Origin of the sequence: Micromonospora sp. WMMD730 (assembly GCF_049178955.1) — a bacterium.
In the GTDB taxonomy this organism is placed as follows: domain Bacteria; phylum Actinomycetota; class Actinomycetes; order Mycobacteriales; family Micromonosporaceae; genus Micromonospora; species Micromonospora wenchangensis.
The window spans coordinates 4,568,763-4,585,943 of record NZ_JBMHML010000002.1; the positions used below are offsets into that span (position 1 = coordinate 4,568,763).

The 17,181-nt window shown below is 68.1% G+C and carries 13 protein-coding genes and 1 pseudogene; 6 read left to right on the forward strand and 8 right to left on the reverse strand.

Annotated elements, in window-relative coordinates:
* Positions 1–152: 152 nt before the first annotated feature.
* The 3 genes and pseudogenes from ACN265_RS19585 to ACN265_RS19595 all read right to left on the reverse strand — a co-directional run.
* A complete protein-coding gene (locus ACN265_RS19585; RefSeq protein WP_421408881.1) occupies positions 153–4,043 on the reverse strand; it encodes a helix-turn-helix domain-containing protein in 3,891 nt (1,296 codons plus the stop codon).
* A 239-nt stretch (positions 4,044–4,282) separates the two neighbouring features.
* A complete protein-coding gene (locus tag ACN265_RS19590; RefSeq protein ID WP_420119173.1) occupies positions 4,283–4,747 on the reverse strand; it encodes a hypothetical protein in 465 nt (154 codons plus the stop codon).
* A 355-nt stretch (positions 4,748–5,102) separates the two neighbouring features.
* Positions 5,103–5,404: pseudogene (locus ACN265_RS19595) on the reverse strand (transposase family protein); the annotation flags it as partial.
* A gap of 291 nt (positions 5,405–5,695) precedes the next feature.
* On the opposite strand from ACN265_RS19595, the gene ACN265_RS19600 reads away from it, so the two are divergent.
* Positions 5,696–7,129 (forward strand): RCC1 domain-containing protein, encoded by a 1,434-nt coding sequence (locus ACN265_RS19600; protein WP_420119172.1) that lies wholly within the window; start codon positions 5,696–5,698, stop codon positions 7,127–7,129.
* Positions 7,130–7,273: 144 nt separating this feature from the next.
* On the opposite strand, the gene ACN265_RS19605 is transcribed toward ACN265_RS19600, so the two are convergent.
* Positions 7,274–7,747, reverse strand: a complete 474-nt coding sequence (locus ACN265_RS19605) for a transposase family protein (RefSeq protein ID WP_421408882.1) — start codon at positions 7,745–7,747, stop codon at positions 7,274–7,276.
* Here ACN265_RS19605 and ACN265_RS19610 point away from each other — a divergent pair.
* The 5 genes from ACN265_RS19610 (at position 7,731) to ACN265_RS19630 (ending at position 12,569) form a co-directional block, all read left to right on the forward strand.
* Complete coding sequence (locus tag ACN265_RS19610) at positions 7,731–7,994, forward strand: phosphotransferase (protein WP_420119170.1); 264 nt, start codon at positions 7,731–7,733, stop codon at positions 7,992–7,994. The genes ACN265_RS19605 and ACN265_RS19610 overlap by 17 nt on opposite strands.
* A 393-nt stretch (positions 7,995–8,387) precedes the next feature.
* A complete protein-coding gene (locus ACN265_RS19615; RefSeq protein ID WP_420119169.1) occupies positions 8,388–8,777 on the forward strand; it encodes a hypothetical protein in 390 nt (129 codons plus the stop codon).
* Positions 8,778–8,851: 74 nt separating this feature from the next.
* Positions 8,852–9,874, forward strand: coding sequence for a DUF4331 family protein (locus ACN265_RS19620; RefSeq protein WP_420119168.1), 1,023 nt, complete (start codon positions 8,852–8,854; stop codon positions 9,872–9,874).
* Between the two features lie 212 nt (positions 9,875–10,086).
* Positions 10,087–10,647: a hypothetical protein gene (locus ACN265_RS19625; protein ID WP_420119167.1), complete on the forward strand. Its 561-nt coding sequence runs from the start codon at positions 10,087–10,089 to the stop codon at positions 10,645–10,647.
* The gene (locus tag ACN265_RS19630) at positions 10,644–12,569 is read left to right on the forward strand and encodes a hypothetical protein (RefSeq protein WP_421408883.1); all 1,926 of its coding nucleotides are present in this window, start codon (positions 10,644–10,646) and stop codon (positions 12,567–12,569) included. The genes ACN265_RS19625 and ACN265_RS19630 overlap by 4 nt, the downstream gene beginning before the upstream one ends.
* Before the next feature lie 71 nt (positions 12,570–12,640).
* Here ACN265_RS19630 and ACN265_RS19635 read toward each other — a convergent pair whose 3' ends face one another.
* The 4 genes from ACN265_RS19635 to ACN265_RS19650 form a co-directional block, all read right to left on the reverse strand.
* Positions 12,641–13,087 carry a hypothetical protein gene (locus ACN265_RS19635; RefSeq protein ID WP_421408885.1) on the reverse strand — a complete coding sequence of 149 codons (447 nt, stop codon included), beginning with the start codon at positions 13,085–13,087 and terminating at the stop codon, positions 12,641–12,643.
* Positions 13,088–13,494: 407 nt separating this feature from the next.
* Positions 13,495–13,866 carry a hypothetical protein gene (locus ACN265_RS19640; RefSeq protein WP_421408886.1) on the reverse strand — a complete coding sequence of 124 codons (372 nt, stop codon included), beginning with the start codon at positions 13,864–13,866 and terminating at the stop codon, positions 13,495–13,497.
* A gap of 589 nt (positions 13,867–14,455) precedes the next feature.
* On the reverse strand, positions 14,456–15,283 hold the full coding sequence (locus ACN265_RS19645) for a phosphotransferase family protein (RefSeq protein ID WP_421408888.1): 828 nt from the start codon (positions 15,281–15,283) through the stop codon (positions 14,456–14,458).
* 489 nt (positions 15,284–15,772) lie between these two features.
* A complete protein-coding gene (locus ACN265_RS19650; protein ID WP_420119160.1) occupies positions 15,773–17,059 on the reverse strand; it encodes a cellulose binding domain-containing protein in 1,287 nt (428 codons plus the stop codon).
* Positions 17,060–17,181 lie beyond the last annotated feature (122 nt).

The window sequence follows — 17,181 nt, forward strand, 5'->3', positions numbered from 1 at the left end:
GGGTCGCCGCTCGGGCGTCAGACGCCCGATCCGACCCCCGAGTCGGGACCGGACGACGACGCGGTCCATCGAGCTCACCGCGGTGACGAACCGCTTCTCTACCCTGCTCGGGCCGGCCCAGAGCATGATCCTGCGTGCAGAGCCGGGCCCGGTCAGCAGGGTGGGTGGTACGGGATGCTGGACAGGTACTGCTCCCACTCAGCTCGGGTGATGGGTTCTCCCATGGTGGAGCAGATCGTTTCAGCAGCCCGTTGCGGGTCGGTCTCCCAGAGTCGGATGGTGCCGTCGGCGCTGCCGGCGGCCAGGGTGTGTCCGTCGGGTCGGTAGGCGACCACGTAGTAGGCCTGGTCGGCGTGGCTGAGGGTGGCCACCACGACGGGCCGGTTCAGTTGGCTGATGTCCCAGATCCAGATGGTGCCGTCGGTGCTGGCGGCGGTGATCAGGCTGCCGGACGGGTGAAAGGTCACCCAGTACACGTAGCTGGTCGGCCCGCGCAACGGGCGGGGCAGCGCCATCGGGTGGGCTGGGTCGGACACCTGCCACAGCCGTAGTGTCTTGTCGGCGCTGCCGACGGCGAGCAGGCCGCCGTCCGGGCTGAAGGCCACGCTGTAGGCGTATCCGGCCAGCCCGCGAAGCGGCGGGCTGGCCGGGGCCGGCCGGGTCGGGTCATGAACGTCGATCAGTCGTACGACGCCGTCGGTGTCGGCGACGGCGAGTACCGGTGACCTCGGGTGGAACGCCAGGGACAGCACGATCGACCCGGTGCCGGCGACCGTGGCCAGCAGCGTGGGCCGCTCCGGATCGGACACCCGCCACAGATAGGTGGTGCTGTCGTCACCGGCGACGGCCAGGAGTGATCCGTCCGCGCTGAAGGCCACCGTCTGGATGAGTGCGGTCGCCCCGGTGAGCGCCGGTCCTATCCGCTTCGGTCGCGCCGGTCGACGGATGTCCCAGAGGTCCACCGCGCCGTCACGTCCACCGGCGGCCAGCAGTGTCCCGCCGGGGCTGAGTGCGACGCTGCCGGCATACCCCTCCTGACCGGCTGGCCGGCTCAGCGGCGCGCCGAGTGGCTCCGGCCGGCGCGAATCGGTCACCTGCCACAACCGGATCGTCCGGTCTCGACCGGCTTCGGCCAGTACGGTGCCGTCGGGCGTGAACCCGGCGCTGAACACGGCTCCGCCCGCGCCGACGAGCAGCGGGCCGGGAAGCCCCCAGTACCGCACATAGCCGTCAGTGCCGGCGCTGGCCAGGGTGTGCTGGTCGGCACCGAAGGCGAGTGCCGTCACCGGGGTCGGCTGGGGCAACGATCGCAGCTCGCGGTGGGTGGCCACGTCGTACAGCAGGATTCGCTTGTCGGATGCGCCGGTGGCAAGGGTGGCGCCGTCGGGGCTGAACGCGATCGCGTTGATCCAACTGGTCGCTCCGGGCAGGGCGGTACCCAGCTTCGCCGGCCGTTGCGGGTCGGCGACCGACCACATCTGGACGGTCTGGTCACCGCTGCCGCTGGCCAGGAGGTCTCCGTCGGGGCTGAATGCCAGCGCGAGCACCTTGCCGGCGTGTCCGGCCAGTGGTGCCAGCCGGGTCGGGTGGGTGCGGTTCCCGAGGTCCCACAGCCGTACGGTGCTGTCGGCACTGCCGGCGGCCAGCAGCCGCCCGTCGGGACTGAACGTCACCGCCTGCACGGCGTCGGCCGGCCCGGTCAGCGCCGGCAGCGGCTGGCTGGCGTTCGATCCGGTGCCGGCGGCCGTCGCCGGCTCCGCGTTGTTCAGCGCCCACCGCCACACCCGGTGGTCGGCACTGCCGGCGGCGAGCGTGCCGCCGTCCGGGCTGAACGCGAGCGCGTACACGGTGGATGTCGGCCCGGTCAGCGGCGGCAGCGCCCGCGGGTGCGCCGGATCGTCCAACCGCCACCGGTACACCATGCCGTCCGCGCCGCCAGCGGCCAGCAGTGCGTCACGGGGGCTGAACGCTACGGTGAACACCGTGCCGGTCGGGCCGGTCAGGACGCTCCCGAGCGGGGTGGGCACCGGATCGGATGCCCGCCACAGGCGCACCCTTCCCTCGGCACCACCGGCGGCCAGCAGCCGCCGGTCCGGGCTGAACGCCACCGCCTGGATGGCACCGTCGGCGCCACCCAGCCGAGCGGCTGTCGGGGTCGCAGCGGCGTCGAGCAGGCTGGACCGGGCCTGGACGGTCGGTGAGATCTGGTACGCCGCCAGCGCCACTTGTCGGGCCAGGCTGACGTCTCGCCCGCGCAGCCAGTCGGCCTGACCTGCGACCAGCCGCGACACCGCCTCGTTACGTTGCATGGTGGCCGTTTGGCGTTGCTGGCTGGCGGTAGCACGCTGTTGGAAGGCGTACCCGGCGAGCAGCCCGCTGCTGAGCAGCAGTGCGGACAGCGCGGCGACCAGCTGGTAGAGCTGGCGGGTGTGGCGACGGGCGTGTCGCCCGCTGGCGGCCAGAAACTCCCGCACCAGCGCAGATTGCTCGTCCGGGTGCTCGGCCGTCCAACCCTGGGCAGCGGCCAGGCGGGTGCCCCGGTACAACGCGGCAGGGTCGCGGCCCTCGGCCCGCCACGCCGCCGCGGCGGTGGCGAGTTGCTGACGCAGCACCAACCCGGCCCGATCGCTGCTCAGCCAGCCGCGCAACGCGGGCCACGCAGCCAGCAACGCGTCATGGCTCAGCTGTACGGTGTCGCGCTGCGCGGTGATCAGCCGCTGAGTGATGAACCGGTCCAGGACCCGCTCCACCTCGACCGCATCCGGCCCGAACTCGGCCAACAGCTCGCCGAGAGGCACGATACGCCGGGTGTCTCCGGTATCGGTCCCGACGTGGACCAGACGGAGCAGCAGCCGGCGGGCCAGGCGCCGCTGGTCCGGGGTCAACCGGTCGTACGCCTCGCTGGCGCTGGCCGCGATCGCCTCGCGCACCCCGCCGATCCGCCGGTAGCCCTGACAGGTCAACCGTCGACCCTGGTCGTGATGCCAGGTGGCGAACAGCGCGTGCGACAGCAGCGGCAGGACGCCCGGCTCGGCACGGTCCGGCTCCACCCCGGGTGGCGTCAAGTCGGCCAGGAGCAACTCGACCAGCCCGTCCTCCAACTCCACTCCCGCGCGAAGGGCGGGTTCCACGATCGCCGCCCGAAGTTCGTCACGGGTCATCGGCCCCACCGTGACCTGCCGGTCCTGGGCCGCCCGCAGCAGCGCCGGGTGGCCCAACGCGTGGCCGTAGAAGTCGGCACGCAGGCCGAAGACCACCACCAGTCCCGCGGTCCGCTCGCACAGCGTGTTCAGGTCGGCGAGGAACGCCGCCGGGTCCGCGTGGTCCGGCCGGCTGATGAACACTTCCTCCGCCTGATCGATCACCAGCAGCCTCGGACCGGGCGCGGCCCGCAGTCGCTGCGCCCGTGCCGCCAGCTCCGCTACCGGATCGGCGCCGGGAGTCATGAGTTCCACCCACCAGCCGTTGTCCGGACCGGACGGATCATCGGGCGCCGGTCCCTCCGTCGGGACCGGTGCGGTCGCCCGGCCCGGCGCGCAACGAAGTCGCGCGATCAGCCCGGCCCGTAGCAGTGAGGACTTCCCAGAACCGGAGGCGCCGACCAGAAGGAACAGCCCACCGCCGGCAGCGTGCAGCCGGGTGACGTGCTCGACGAGTTCGGCGGTGAGCTGCTCCCGGCCGAAGAACCACCCGGCGTCCTGCGGCTGGAAAGTGGCGAGACCCTTGTACGGCTCAAGGTGCCGTGGCCGCGGCCCGGGGGCGCGGCGCACACGCAGCCAGGCCGCGATCCAACCATCCATCATGGTGGGCCGTACGCCGCACACCGTCAGCACCCGCACCAGCAGGTCCTGGGAACTCAGCGCCGGCAACCCACGCCCGGCGAACCAGTCTCCGATGGTGCTGTGCGCGCTGTACGCTCCGGCCTTCGCCGCCACCTGACGGACGGTCAGTCCGGCCCGTTCCCGCACCGCGGTCAGTGCCGCCGCGAACTCGACCCGCCCACCGATCCGGTCGGGATCCGGCCAACCGTCGGGTTCCGGCACTGCTGATGTCGGCTGGCTACCCGACACTGCCTCACCTCGTCGAGCGACAACACGGAATGTGAGGCGAACGCTACTCATCCCTTGAGAAGGTGGCGAGTTCCGGTCAGAGTTCCGACGTGTGGGTTGCGTCGGTCCGGTTCAACAACCACCGACGGGGTGCTCCCGGGCGAACGGGCGGTGCAGGGCCAGCACCCTGGCCCTGCACCGCGCTTGCTCCGTGGATGGGACGATCACTCAGGTCAGTAGTTGCACAACGGCACTCGGTAGTCCCGGTACGGGTAGGAGGAGACGCCGGTGTTGACGTACCAGTCGGAGACGTAACCCTCACCGGATCCGTGCCGTGACGTGGCCGGATACAGGACGTAGTCCCAGTAGTAGTCGCCCTGCGGGCCGACGCCGTCGCCGGGGTACTGACACACCATCCGCACCGGCAGGTGCGCTTCGAGGGTGGCCTGCAGGGTGCACCACGATCCCGGCCAGGCCTTCTTGGGAGCGGGGTGGTAGCAGTCGCGCACGTTCACATCGGAGGACCCGATCGTCACGTCGACGTTGGCCATCGCCGCGGACGGCGCGACAGCGGCACCGCCCAGCACGGCGAGCGCAAGGAACAGCCCGAGGAGCGAGCGGCGAGGCAGCCGCCGACGGGCCCGGGTCGTGACGTCGGGAGACGGGGTGGTGCGTTTCGGTGCGAGCCTTCTGATCACGTTCCGTACCTCCGTCAAGGTCATTGGCCGGCGGTGACCGGCGATGACCTGACCGTGGACCGCGGTCGAGCAGGCCACCAGGGCTGGCCGGGTTGTCCGGACAGGATCGGACGATGCGTCCGGTTGTCCGGACGAGTCCGTACACCGGTCTCCGTTGCCATCGACGACAGCCACCCGGGCAGGCCTACGCCCGGTCCGACCGTTACGTCACGCCTTGTACGGGCGGGTGTCGGCCGACGGACCAGCAGGATCCGGGGGCTCGCACCCGACCACCGCCAGCCGGCGACGAGGGCCGCTCCCGGGCGGGGTAGCGGCGTCCGGATCTAGCGAGAAGCGGGTACCGACGCTACGCCGGGATCTTCCAGGTCTTGAGTGTGGCGATCGCGCGTTCACCGCGAGCACGGATCTTCACGTGCGCCCGGTTCACGGCCTTCTGTCGGCGTGACAGCTTCGCCGGAAGCGGCACCGCTTGAACATGTGCGCACGCTACCGCGCGCACCCTGATGTCCCTTGTCCGCGAAGGTCATCACATCCGCGTTGGCCAGGGCCTCGATGTTGCCGTGATCCCGGGCGGCGGTCAGATCGTGGGTCGAACCCGGCAGGGCTGGTGAGGCCCACGAGTCGACCGACTGCATCGGCGATGACCTGCATATTCACGCGCCGTGGTCGACTTCGCGCACCGGCGAGTCCCGCCTACTTGTGAGTACTTAACTCGTTCAGGGAGCCTATTCGCTGATCATGCTGCCTTGACTTATATTTCTATCAAATCCGGGCAGCGCTCCCGGGTCGACAAGCTGAATCCCGGTCACGTTCCCTCAACTCGCACCGTTGCCGCTCCCGACCTCTTTCGGACCTCGGGAAGAGCGTAGACCTTCTCTGTCGCACGGCTGACCGGCTCTTGCGATCGGACTGGATCGAACCCAGAAGCTGCCTCGGGAAGGAGAGCAGATGGGCACAGGAAATGATCTTCATCCCACGTCAGCAGCAACGTTCGCCCATCGCCGGCGGTCGGAATTCCTCGCCACGGTGGCGGCGCTGGTCGTGGTCCTGATGATCGGTGATGCTTACGCCGCAACGGCCGGCCGTGCAGTCGCCTTCGCGATGCCACCCAACCCCGGCACGCAACAGGTTCCAGCGAAACTCGGCGCCGTGAGAGCCATCGCCGCCGGCGAGGCGCACAGCGTCGCTCTACTCTCGAACGGCACCGTCGTCACCTGGGGCGAAAACTTCTTCGGGCAGCTTGGCGACGGCACCAACGCCCTCCGCACCACTGCGGTACGAGTGTGCGCCGTCGGCCAGAGCGCCCCCTGCTCCAAATCCCTCACCGGCGTAATCGCTATCGCCGCCAACCGGAACGACAACCTCGCCTTACTCAGGGACCACACGGTCGTCGCCTGGGGCTACAACAGTTCTGGGCAGCTTGGCGACGGCACCTGGACCAACCGCACCACTCCGGTACGGGTATGTGCGGCGGGGCAGGTCGCACCCTGTGGCAAGTTCCTGAGCGGAGTCAGATCCATCGCGGCCGGCTGGACCCACACTTTGGCCGCGATGGAGAACGGGTCGGCCGTCGCCTGGGGCTGGAACGGACAAGGCCAGCTCGGTGACGGCACCACCGCCACACGCCTCACTCCGGTACGAGTGTGCGCGGTGGGGCAGGTCGCACCCTGTGGCAAGTTCCTGAGCGGAGTCAGATCCATCGCGGCCGGCTGGGGTCACAGCCTGGCGGTGGTGGGTAACGCCCTGGCCGTGGCCTGGGGTCGGAACTACGAAGGTCAGCTTGGTGACGGCACCACCGTCGGCCGCACCACCCCGGTACGAGTATGCGCAGTGGGACAGGTCGCGCCCTGCGATCAGTTTCTGTACGCGGTGAATGCCATAGCAGGTGGCGAGTTTCATAGCATGTCGCTGCGGGGTGACGGTGGTCCTGTCGGTTGGGGCGCGAACTATGTTGGTGAGCTTGGTGACGGCACCGTCGTCAACCGCGCCATTCCTGTGCGGGTGTGTGCGGTGGGAGAGATCGCTCCCTGCCACCGCTTCCTGTACGGAATCCGGCACATCGCGGTCGGCGCGTCGCACAGCATGGCGCAGCTGAGTAGCGGCGGCGTCCTGGGCTGGGGGTTCAACGGTTATGGCCAACTCGGCAACGGCACATGGGACACCCGCCTGCAGGTCACTCAGGTCTGTGCTGTGGGGCAGGCTGCTCCCTGCGACCGGTTCCTGAGCGGGGTCAGATCCATCGCGGCTGGCACAGCCCATAGTCTGGCTCTACAGCCTGACTACACGGTGGCCGCCTGGGGTTACAACGCCCAACGCCAACTCGGTGACGGCACCACAACATGGCGTCCCACCCCTGTGCAGGTCCTCGCACCCCCAACCTAGTGCCGCATCGGGGAACGTTTGCCTCGTGACGACGCACCGTACGGGCGCTGGTGCCGGCGGTGCGGTGTCGCCAGGCGGCTCGGGTGGCAGAACGGGTGCGTGTGCGCGAGCTCGATGACGACGAGGGACAGCGGCTGCTGCGGCTCATTGAGCCATCTTCATCCTGCGCAGCGGTCGCCTTCGACGTGGTGCAGAACGAGGATGGGCCTGCACGATCGCGGTCGCTCGGCGTGGGCAGCAGCGCAGCTTGACCAGGAGCCTCCAGGTCTTGAGGGTGGCGATCGCGCGTTCGCCGCGGGCGCGGATCTTCGCGTGGGCCCGGTTGACGGCCTTCTGCCGGCGTGACAGCTTCGGCCGGAAGCGGCGCCGCTTCAACGGGGTGCGCACGCTGCCGAGAGCGCCCTGATAGCCCTTGTCCGCGAAGGTCATCACATCGGGGCCGGTCAGGGCGTCGATGATGCCGTGGGTGCGGGCGGCGGTCAGGTCGTGCGTCGAGCCGGGCAACGCGCCGAGGCCCAGACGAGACGCCCGGCCGCGTCGGCGATGACCTGCACGTTCACTCCGTGACGCTTGTGCTTTCCGCAGGTAGTACGACTTCCGGTTGGCGACCCGGTTCACCAACGAAGACCGCACACTGCGGCACCTGGCCGCCCACCGCATCCCCGTGCCGCGGGTCCACAGCTCCGTCACCATCGACGACACCCTCGGCATGCTCATCGAGGACCTTGGCCCAGCCACCCGCGACGCCAACGAGAACGACGCCGCTATCGCCGCCGCCAGGCTGCACGCCCTCGATCCCGCACCACGGCCCACGACCCTCGACGACACCGCCCTACGCGCCCTGCCCGCGCGAAGCCTGGCGTGAACAGCATGGTGCTGCTCCCCGCGCATGCGGGGGTGATCCCGCCAGAGCGTGGAACGCCGGGACGGTCCACATTGCCAGTCGCCAAACCGCCCGCTGAGCGCCGCCGCAGCAGCGGACCCGCCCCCGATCGACAGTTACCGCCGAAGATCCGCCCACTGTTTCGCCGGCGCGTCGGCCGGTCGCTACGCCGCCCTACCACAGGGCACGTACACACTGGGCATTTACCTGCGATGTCGACAATGACAATTGACAGCAGATACTTCGCACCATGTGTCGAAGCGGGGCCTTCGGTACTTTCAGGCGGTGCGAGTCCATCAGGGCAGAAATCGATACCGCCATCGTCGATCGCCCGCTCGAGACGATGCAGATCTTTAGCAGGAAGACCTAGATGCGATGCAAACCAATGAGGACTGTTGGCCGTATCTCACGCCGCTCCGCGAGGGCTGGCGGTGGATAAGCGGCACCCGGGCAACAGTTCGCCGCGCGATCGGCATCGAGAACGCGCTCACCGCAGCTGACCCGGTCGAGGCCGTGCTGCGGGTGCTCGGCACGACGGCGGAGATGTCGCGAGCGTTGGACACCGAGACGGTGCTACTGGTCACCGAGGCCCACTACCGCGGGGCCACCTGGGCAGCGATGGCCCGTCACCTGGGCGGCTCGAGGCAGCGGGTCCATCAGCGCTATCAGCGGTACGTCCACTCGCCTTTGACGAAACAGATACTCACCAACGACCTGCGCGCCGCGAATGCGAATTCACGACGCGTGATCCGGCCGGTGCGGTAGCGGCGCAGCAACGTCACCCGGTGACGGAAGCCGAGCGGCGCGACGCTGAGGCATCCTGACCCGGGGAGCAGATCATGTCGTACTTCACCGACAAGCCGCTGGCGCCCCAGAACGGCCAGCTCTGCATAGACGACCTGTACGTCTTCGACGGCGAACGCGGCACCGTGCTGATGATGAACGTCAACAGCTCGGCCGTCCGTCCCGACACCGAACGGGGCTTCCATCCCGGAGCGCGGTACGAATTCAAGATCCACCATGAGACCGACAAGATCGAGGGCCTGACCTACCGGGTGGCCTTCGGTGATCCCGACCAGGGCGGCAGGCAGTCGGTCACGCTCCACGCCCTGCGGAACTCGGATGCGAGCACCGACTCGGCCGCGGGCATCCTGGTCGTGGCCGGACGAACCGGCGAGGTAGTCAGCGGCGACGGGATCCGCCTCTGGACCGGGCGGATCATGGACCCGTTCTTCATCGACCTCGACCAACTCACGACGGTCAACGAGGCCCTTCGCGACGGCACCCGGCTCGACTGGGATGCCTGGCACCCGGACGAGGCCCGCAACAGCTGCGCCGGCTCCATCGTCGAGTGCATCGTCCTGGAGGTCATCCGTAACGAGCCGGTCCTACGGGACGGGGCGCGGGTGCGGATCTGGTGCACCACCAAGGTCGCCGCCGAGGGCGGTCAGTGGCGGCCGGTCACCCGGGCCGGCCAGCCGATGATGTGGCCGATCTTCTGGCCGACCGATGCCGACTTCACCAACCCGGCCAATGCCCGGCACCCCCGGGACGACGTCCGTAACGCCAGCAGCGAGATCGCGGCGAAGGTCGCCCGCTTCGTCGCGGCGAACCGGACCGCCGCCGACCCGGAGAGTTACGGCCGCAGCGTGGCCGAACTGATCCTGCCCGACATGCTCTCGTACCGGGTCGGTTCGCCGGCCAGTTTCGGTTTCGCGGTACGCAACGGACGGGCACTGCGGGACAACGCTCCGGAGGTCATGTTCTCTCTGGTCCTGAACAAGGCGATCACGTCCGGCCTTACCGCGGAGACAGCCGAGGGGACCCGCTCCACCAGCTTTCCTTACGTGGTGCCCGCCTGACCGACCGGCTGGTGGACGCCGCGCGTCGATGGTGCCATGCCCGCCGCGCAGGGGCGAGGGAATCGGCCAGGTCGTCCGACTTCCCTGACGGATTTCCTCACGCCAACGGGCACGGCCCCGGCCCGTCATACCTTTCGAGGGCAACCACGCGCGGGGCGAACCGTCGTTCCCGGCCTGTCGAGCCGAGGCCGCGCCATCCGAATCGAGGACTCATGACGGTCAGCACGTCCTATCCGGGCATCTACGTCCAGGAAGTTCCCAGCGCGGTGCGAGCCATCACCGGGGTGGCCACCTCGGTCGCCGCCTTCGTCGGCAGCGCCCGGCGCGGGCCGGTGAACACCGCCACGTTCATCAGCGGATACGCCGACTTCGAGCGGACCTTCGGCGGGCTCTGGGCGGAGAGCACGATGAGCGGCGCGGTACGGGACTTCTTCGCCAACGGCGGCGGCCAGGCAGTCATCGTGAGACTGGTGCGTGCGGGTGCCAGCTGCGCAGAGTTGGGCGTCCCGCCCGCGGTGTGGAAGGGGCCGGCCGGCACCGGCGCGACCCTCAGCGGCGTCACCGACCTCACCGTGCTGATGACCGGCGGCGACGAGGGCCGGCTCAACCTGCTCGGTGTCAACTGCCTGCGCTCCTTCCCGAACACCGGACGGGTGGCGTGGGGAGCACGCACCCTGCGCGACGCGGATGGCGGCCGGCTGCGGACTGACGCTCCCATTCGTGAACGTCCCGAGGCGGAGACGACGGCAGACAGGGGGGTGAATGCTACATGAAGCGGCCGTACGAGGCCGACACGTCGCACAGCGAGGCAGCTGCGACGACCGCAGACGTGGCCGCCGGGAAATTGGTCGCACAGATCTTTTCCAAGGATGGGCTGACAGTAGACGACGTCGCCATCGGAGGGCGGCCGAGGTCGCCGTATACCGGGACGATGGGGAACCACTCCACGGCGTTCGTCGTGCAGGTGGGAGCCATCCGACGAGCCATCATCGGCAAGCAGGCGGGCGATGCAGCGGGCGCGATCGGGCAGCTCGTCGCCCAAGTGAGAGAACTTCCTGGATATGGATTGATCACAAACCTTCCAGAGGAACAACGCAACAACCTCAGGGACACCGAGGAGAGGATTGTCGAGAGATGTGCTGATGTCGGACAGGTGGGCTTGCTCGATCTTCAGGACATGATCCGGGATTTTCTACAGTTCCGGGAACTCATACCACTCACAGTGATCAATGTAAAAGCAGTTGCACAGAGCGATAGCGGGAAGGGGAACGCCGAGGGCGAGCACCATGAGACGCTGCGGCGCAGCGAGGGGAACAGTGAGCCTACACCCTCCGACAACCTGAAGCGTGCCATCATCGGCCTGCTGGACGTCAAGGCACTCGCATATATATTGACCGCAATGACGGGGGACCTTGAAGAAATCTTGCCCGGCAGCGCAGGAATCCGCCCGGAAGATCTGAAACTCATGATCGTCCAGCAGCACATTTTATCCATAAGAATGGATAACCCGAATGCTCTTGGAAAAGCATGGCCCGGAGCCGTCGCCACGCCGGAGAAATTGCCAGAAATCATCATCCGAGCAATCGATCCAACCATCGATGAGCAGCGCGAAAAAATCCTCAAGGCTTGCCGTAAACGTCTCGCCGATTGGGACAGAAGAACGGGTCCTGGATTCTATGAAGAACGAAAAAGCTCCGCCTACCGCAATGAGCTGGTGGCGCAGATAGAGCAGAATGGCGGGACGCCGCCGAGTGCACCGACGGGTCTCGGGCGCCGGGAGGTCCGGAAACCTGAACGGTTCAGGGAGACCCAAGAGCAGCCAACAGCGAGGCCAGCGACCAAGCAGCCCAGGCACTGTAATAACCCACCTGTCGAGTCTGCGCCAATGCGGGCGAAGGAGCAGGTTGAGGGCCGCCGCCGTCAACGGCTCACCACCCAGGTACGGATCGACACAAGCGGACGGATCGTTGGATTCGACTCCAGCGGACGAAGCCCTTCCCCCTTTCCTGGCGCGATAGGGATGGGTGCGCATACCACGGCGTGGATCGTGTACATCGACCTCGTGCGCACCACAATCATTTCGAAGACCGCAGGGGAAGCCTTCACAGCACTGCAGAAGATCGCCTCGGCCGCGGATCAGCTGGAAATGCTGTTCAGGAGGCATATAAATTCAGACAAAGAAGACCTGGCCGCGATCGCCTGGAGGCAGTTCGCGGGGCACGGGTCACGGCTGGCGGAAATCAGCCAGAAGCAGCCGCCGGAGTCGAGACACCAAATGGAAGGCATTGTACTACAGGAGGCAATCAACTCCCTGTTAACTTTCTTCAACTATCTTCCCGGGGCGACGTTGCAGTCCGGTAACATCAATGGCGCGAGTGAGGGCAGGAAGCGAAGTATGCTCAAAGTTCACGAAAGCGGCGAAGCCTTACTGCCCAAGAAACTCCTGCAGCGAAGCCTGCTGGGACTACTTGACCTACGTGAAGTGCAAGAACGAAAGCAGCGCCTCGCTCTGATGGACCGCCACCGATGGGCGGTGGCGCAGGCATATCCGAGGTGCTGGCAGGACTCAGGAATGAAAGAGAAGAATGCAAGCGAGCTACTGAGAATGTCGCCGGAACCCAAGGAAGACGAGACTTATCCGCCTCTCAAAAAGAGGCGGACAATGGGCAATGCCCCGCCAAGCAGTCCAGTTTGAGCTGTATAGATGGCGAGCGTACGTTACGCTGGCCGATCGCCTCCCCGCATCACCCTGCTCCGATCTGTCATTCATCCCGCACGGAGCCGGAACCAGGTCCGGAGGTCGGTCCCCGGCACGTCGCCGACGGCGGGTAGCCAGAGCACGAGGTGGCAGCGGACCGGCTCAGCCAGCACCGCGAACAACTGCTGACCGACGACGGCGCGGGTGACCTCGGTCGGCAGCCAGCGCACCACCGCCTCGTCGGCGTCCAGCGACACCGTGCCCTCCAGCGTGATCGGCTGGAACCCGAACGCCCCCACCACATTCCACGCCCTCCGCCCGGCGTCCGCGAGCGGGTACGGCAGCTCGACGCTCAGCGTGAGCGCCCGGTCCCCGACCAGGCCGCCCGGCGGTCGGCGGTCGAGGCGTACCGTGATCCCGGCCCAGGGCTGGCCGGGGCGCGCGCTGAAGAGCCGGCTCACCGGCACCGTGGCACCGTCCTCGATGCGCTGCGAGTGCTCCGCCTTCAGTTCCAACTGGCGCCCATCGACCTGGGTGCTCAGCGCCCGTACCGCAAGAACCCGGATGGCGGCGGTGGCCCGGCGTGCGCGGCCAGCGGCCGGAACAGCCGGCGGAGGTCCGCCACCTGAATCCAGGTTCCGTCGGCGGCGAGGTCGAGCAGCACGACGGGCCCGAAGCTGTGCGCGACACCGCAGCGAGGCCGGTACCGCACACCGACACACATTGAATCGATGCGTGCACATGCCGCGATCAGCATGCTTACCGGGAGCATCGTGCCACGAGCCGGCCCGGGCCTACGGAGCCGGACAGGAGGACGAAGTTCAGCCGATGATGGCGGCGAGAGTCAAGTTCGCAGCTCGCGTCGTAGTCGACGGCTGCGGCGAGCAGTCTGGCGGTTACTGAAGGAACTGGGACTGCAGTTTCACCTGCCAGTTCGTCGGGAGCCGGGTCGCCGACCGCTACCCGCAGACCCAGAACTGCGGGGTCGGGCCGGCTGATCGGCCGGTCCGTCGACGGCACCAGGGCTGGAGAACAACACCGAAGGCGCTGCAGGACGGGAAGACTCCGGTGGCGGCCATTGCGACGCCGCGATCTGGGCCCCGGTGACCGGCAGGGTGGGCGAGATCTGGTCGAGCAAGCGCTGCGCCAGGGTGGCGTCGATCTCGACGTCTGCGCTGATGCGAACATCGGCCTCGGTCGCCAGGTCCACGACGTCGTCGCTGGTGAACGCATCCGCTCCGAGAGTACTCAGCCGTCGCGCGAACTCCTGGACATTGATCATTTGCTGCCTCATCGTCGGATTGTTGATTATCCAGCGTAACCCCCGCCTCGGACGGCGGATCCTGCGCCCGCCATCCGGGCCACTGGGGCCGACAGTCGGCGCCGACAACTGCGACCGCTGCGCGGAAGCCCGCAACTCTTCGGTGAGCTGATCGCGCGCCTGTGGGGCGGTCACGCTCTGTGTCACCCATGCTGTCCCACGACGCCCGGAAGTGCCGCTCCGCGAGGGCTGGCGTTCATCGTTGGTGATGACGCACGGTGATAACTGGCTACCTCGCCTGCTTCGGCTTCCAGTGTCGTACCTGCCAATCGACTTGTCGTGCGCGCCGCGGTGCCGGCCTTCTCGGGCCGCTACCGTGGGCAGAGTCGCATGCACACCGAGTCCGACCTGCGGGTCTTCCTTCGTTGGTGCAGCGACCACGGCCTTGACCCGCTCTCCGCAGCTCGGGTGGATATCGAGCGGTACGTGCGCTGGCTGCAAGACGTTCTCCGGTACCAGCCCTCGACGGTGTCCCGTCGGCTGTCGGTCGTGGTCGGGTTCTATCCACCGCCGCCCGGCTTTCGGCCAACCCGAACGACTTCGCCCTGGTCGCCCTCTTTACCTATTCAGACTGAGCTGTTGCCTTCCGGAGTTCGCTCAGCCACTCGACACCGAGTCGATGGCCGTCGGGGAACTGGTCCTCGCGATCCCAGCGCCACGTGGTGATCATCGCCAGTATGAGGGTCCGGCAATCTCGGAGCAGCCGGCGGTCGACGCCCGGGTAGTGGTCACCGACGTCGTCGGGCGCGTGGGCCAGGTCGAACTCGATCGGCCCCCGGCAACACGTCTCGAAGTCGATGAAGAGCGGACCGGTCCGGGTCGAGAGCAGGTTGCCCGGATGGGGTTCACCGTGCAGAAGCTGCTCGGGTCGGCCGCTCTCGCTGACCGCGCGTCGCATACGGTCCAACGTGCTGGCGAGGAAGACCCGATCCGAGTCGACCAGTTCCGGCGTTCGGGCATGGTCGGCCACGAGCGTCTGCGCCGCGGAAACCCGGTCCGTGAAATGCGGGACGGGCAGGTCGACCTTACGCATCCCGGCATGCAGACGTTCGAGCGCGACGACATACTCCGCCGTCGACAGTGACTGAGTAGTCGCCGGTTCGTAGTAGGTCCAGAAGGTGACCACGTAGTCGCCCCGGACAAAGACCTCAGGCGACTCCAACGCGGCCACCGGACTCCCGACCTCGGCCAACCGCCGAGCAACATCCACCTCAAGCTGAGCGCACTGGTGCGCTGCCGGTGCGACCCGGGCGAGCACGGTGCAGGGCTCCAACCTCAGGGTGAGCGCGTTCGAGTTGTGCAGGACGGCAGCATTGTGGACGGTCAGGCCGAGCGATGAGCCGCTCGACGCGGCTGCCTGCATCGCCCGCTGAACCTCGCATTCCTGCACCACAGCACCGTAAGTCAGTTTCCGTGGTGCAGCAGCGTCATGTGGTGCTCCTGACGCGACGGGTGGATGAAACGGTCGACGTAAATAGGGAAACCTCCGACTAGGGTTCGACCAGGTCAGCGACGATGCGGGACCGTCGCTGCCTGACACGAAGCCGCCACATACCGGCGACGCAGGACGACATCGCATAGGGAACCGTGGTCGGATCTCGGCCGTGAAGGTGGCTCACGTTGGTGACGGTGACCTGGGCTCCGGACCGGGTGACCGTATGCCCGGCGTACGACCGCCGAGGGTCGATCGGATCGCCGAGGTTGGTGACGGTGGCTGCCGGGCCGAAGCCACCCGGCCACGAACTGGTGACCGTGTAGTCGACCCGGCAGCCCGCACCGGCGTACCTGTGCCCGCCAGCACGGCGGCGAGAACGAAACTTCTGATCTTGTGCTGCCTCCTCCGGGGGCGGCAGGCATCGGGAGCTGCGCCTATGGTCTCTCAGGTCGCGGTGCAGGTGAGGGCGGGCGTCGTCGCCGAGCCACCCGCGGTGAAGCCGAACGTCGTGGACGCGCTGGCGGCCAGGTTGCCGTTCCATGCCTCGTTGCCGACGTTCTGGGTACTGCCGGAGGGGGTGTTGCGCCCACCCCAGAGCTGGGTGATGCTCTGCCCGTCGGCGAGCGTCCAACTGACCCGCCAGCCGGTGATGGCGCGGGCGCCGGCGGTCACCGTGACCTCACCCTGGAAGCCGCCCTGCCACTGGCCGACGGTCTGGTAGCTGGCCGTGCAACCGCCCGCCCCGGGACTGGTCGGCGGAGTCGTGGGTGGCGTGGTCGGCGGAGTCGTGGTGGGTGGGGTGGTCGGCGTGGTGCCGGCGAACTGGGTGAAGAACCGCCACACCTCGCCCGGGACCCAGGTACGGGTGCCGCTGTCCCCGCCGGCACCGTCCTGCGGGGCGGCAATGTGCCCACCGTCGAAGGCCGCCCACACCACGGGGTAGCCGGCCCGGCAACCGGAGTAGCTGTAGACCGTGTGGGTCAGGCTGCCGGCCCTCGGCTCCGGCGGGCTCGCCGCCGTGCACCCGTTGTTGCGGACGAAGCGGTCCCGCAGCGCCCGTCCGCTGGCGATGTTGTCACCGATGCCGTGCACGCCGAGGTACGCGATCGGCTGGGTGCCGCCGCTGCATCCGCTGAGCGTGCCGGGCGAGGACTGGACGGCGACGGCCCGGAAGACGTTCGGCCGGGCACAGGCCAGGGCGTAGCTCATCCCACCGCCGTAGCTGAACCCGACGGAGAAGCGCTGCGTCGTGTCGACGCACAGGTCGCCCTCGATCCGGCGGAGCATGTCGTCGACGAAGGTGACGTCCTCACCGCCGGTGTTGGCCCAGCCGTTGCCGATGCCCTGCGGCGCCACGAAGATCGTGCTGTTGTTCGACAGCCGCAGCAGGCCGTAGTAGGCCCAGACGTCGCGCTGCACCGTCTGACCGGTCGCGACGTCGACGGCGGTGCCGCCCCACCAGTGGAATCCGAACACCAGCCGGTACTGGCGGTTGCGGTCGTAGCCGTCGGGCAGCTTCAGGATGAAGCTGCGGTTCTTGCCACCGCTGGAGATGGTGTAGGTGCCGTTGCCCAGGGTGGGGGCCTTGCCGCAGCCTGCTGTCGCGGCCAGCGGGCCGACCTCGGCGGCGGACGCGGTGCCGGGGCTCCCGGTCAGTGCGGCACCGGCCAGCGCCGCGACGAGTACCGCCGCGGTAGCCAGCGCGCCGGCGATGGACGAACGTCGGGTCATGAGATGGCTCCTGGTGTCGGTCTGCTCGGGCGTCGTCGTGCGCGGCGTCGGACGCGGGTGACGCCGGCGCGGCGTGGACGCGTCGGGTGCGGGGTGGGCGGCATGAAGCAAGGATGAGGTCG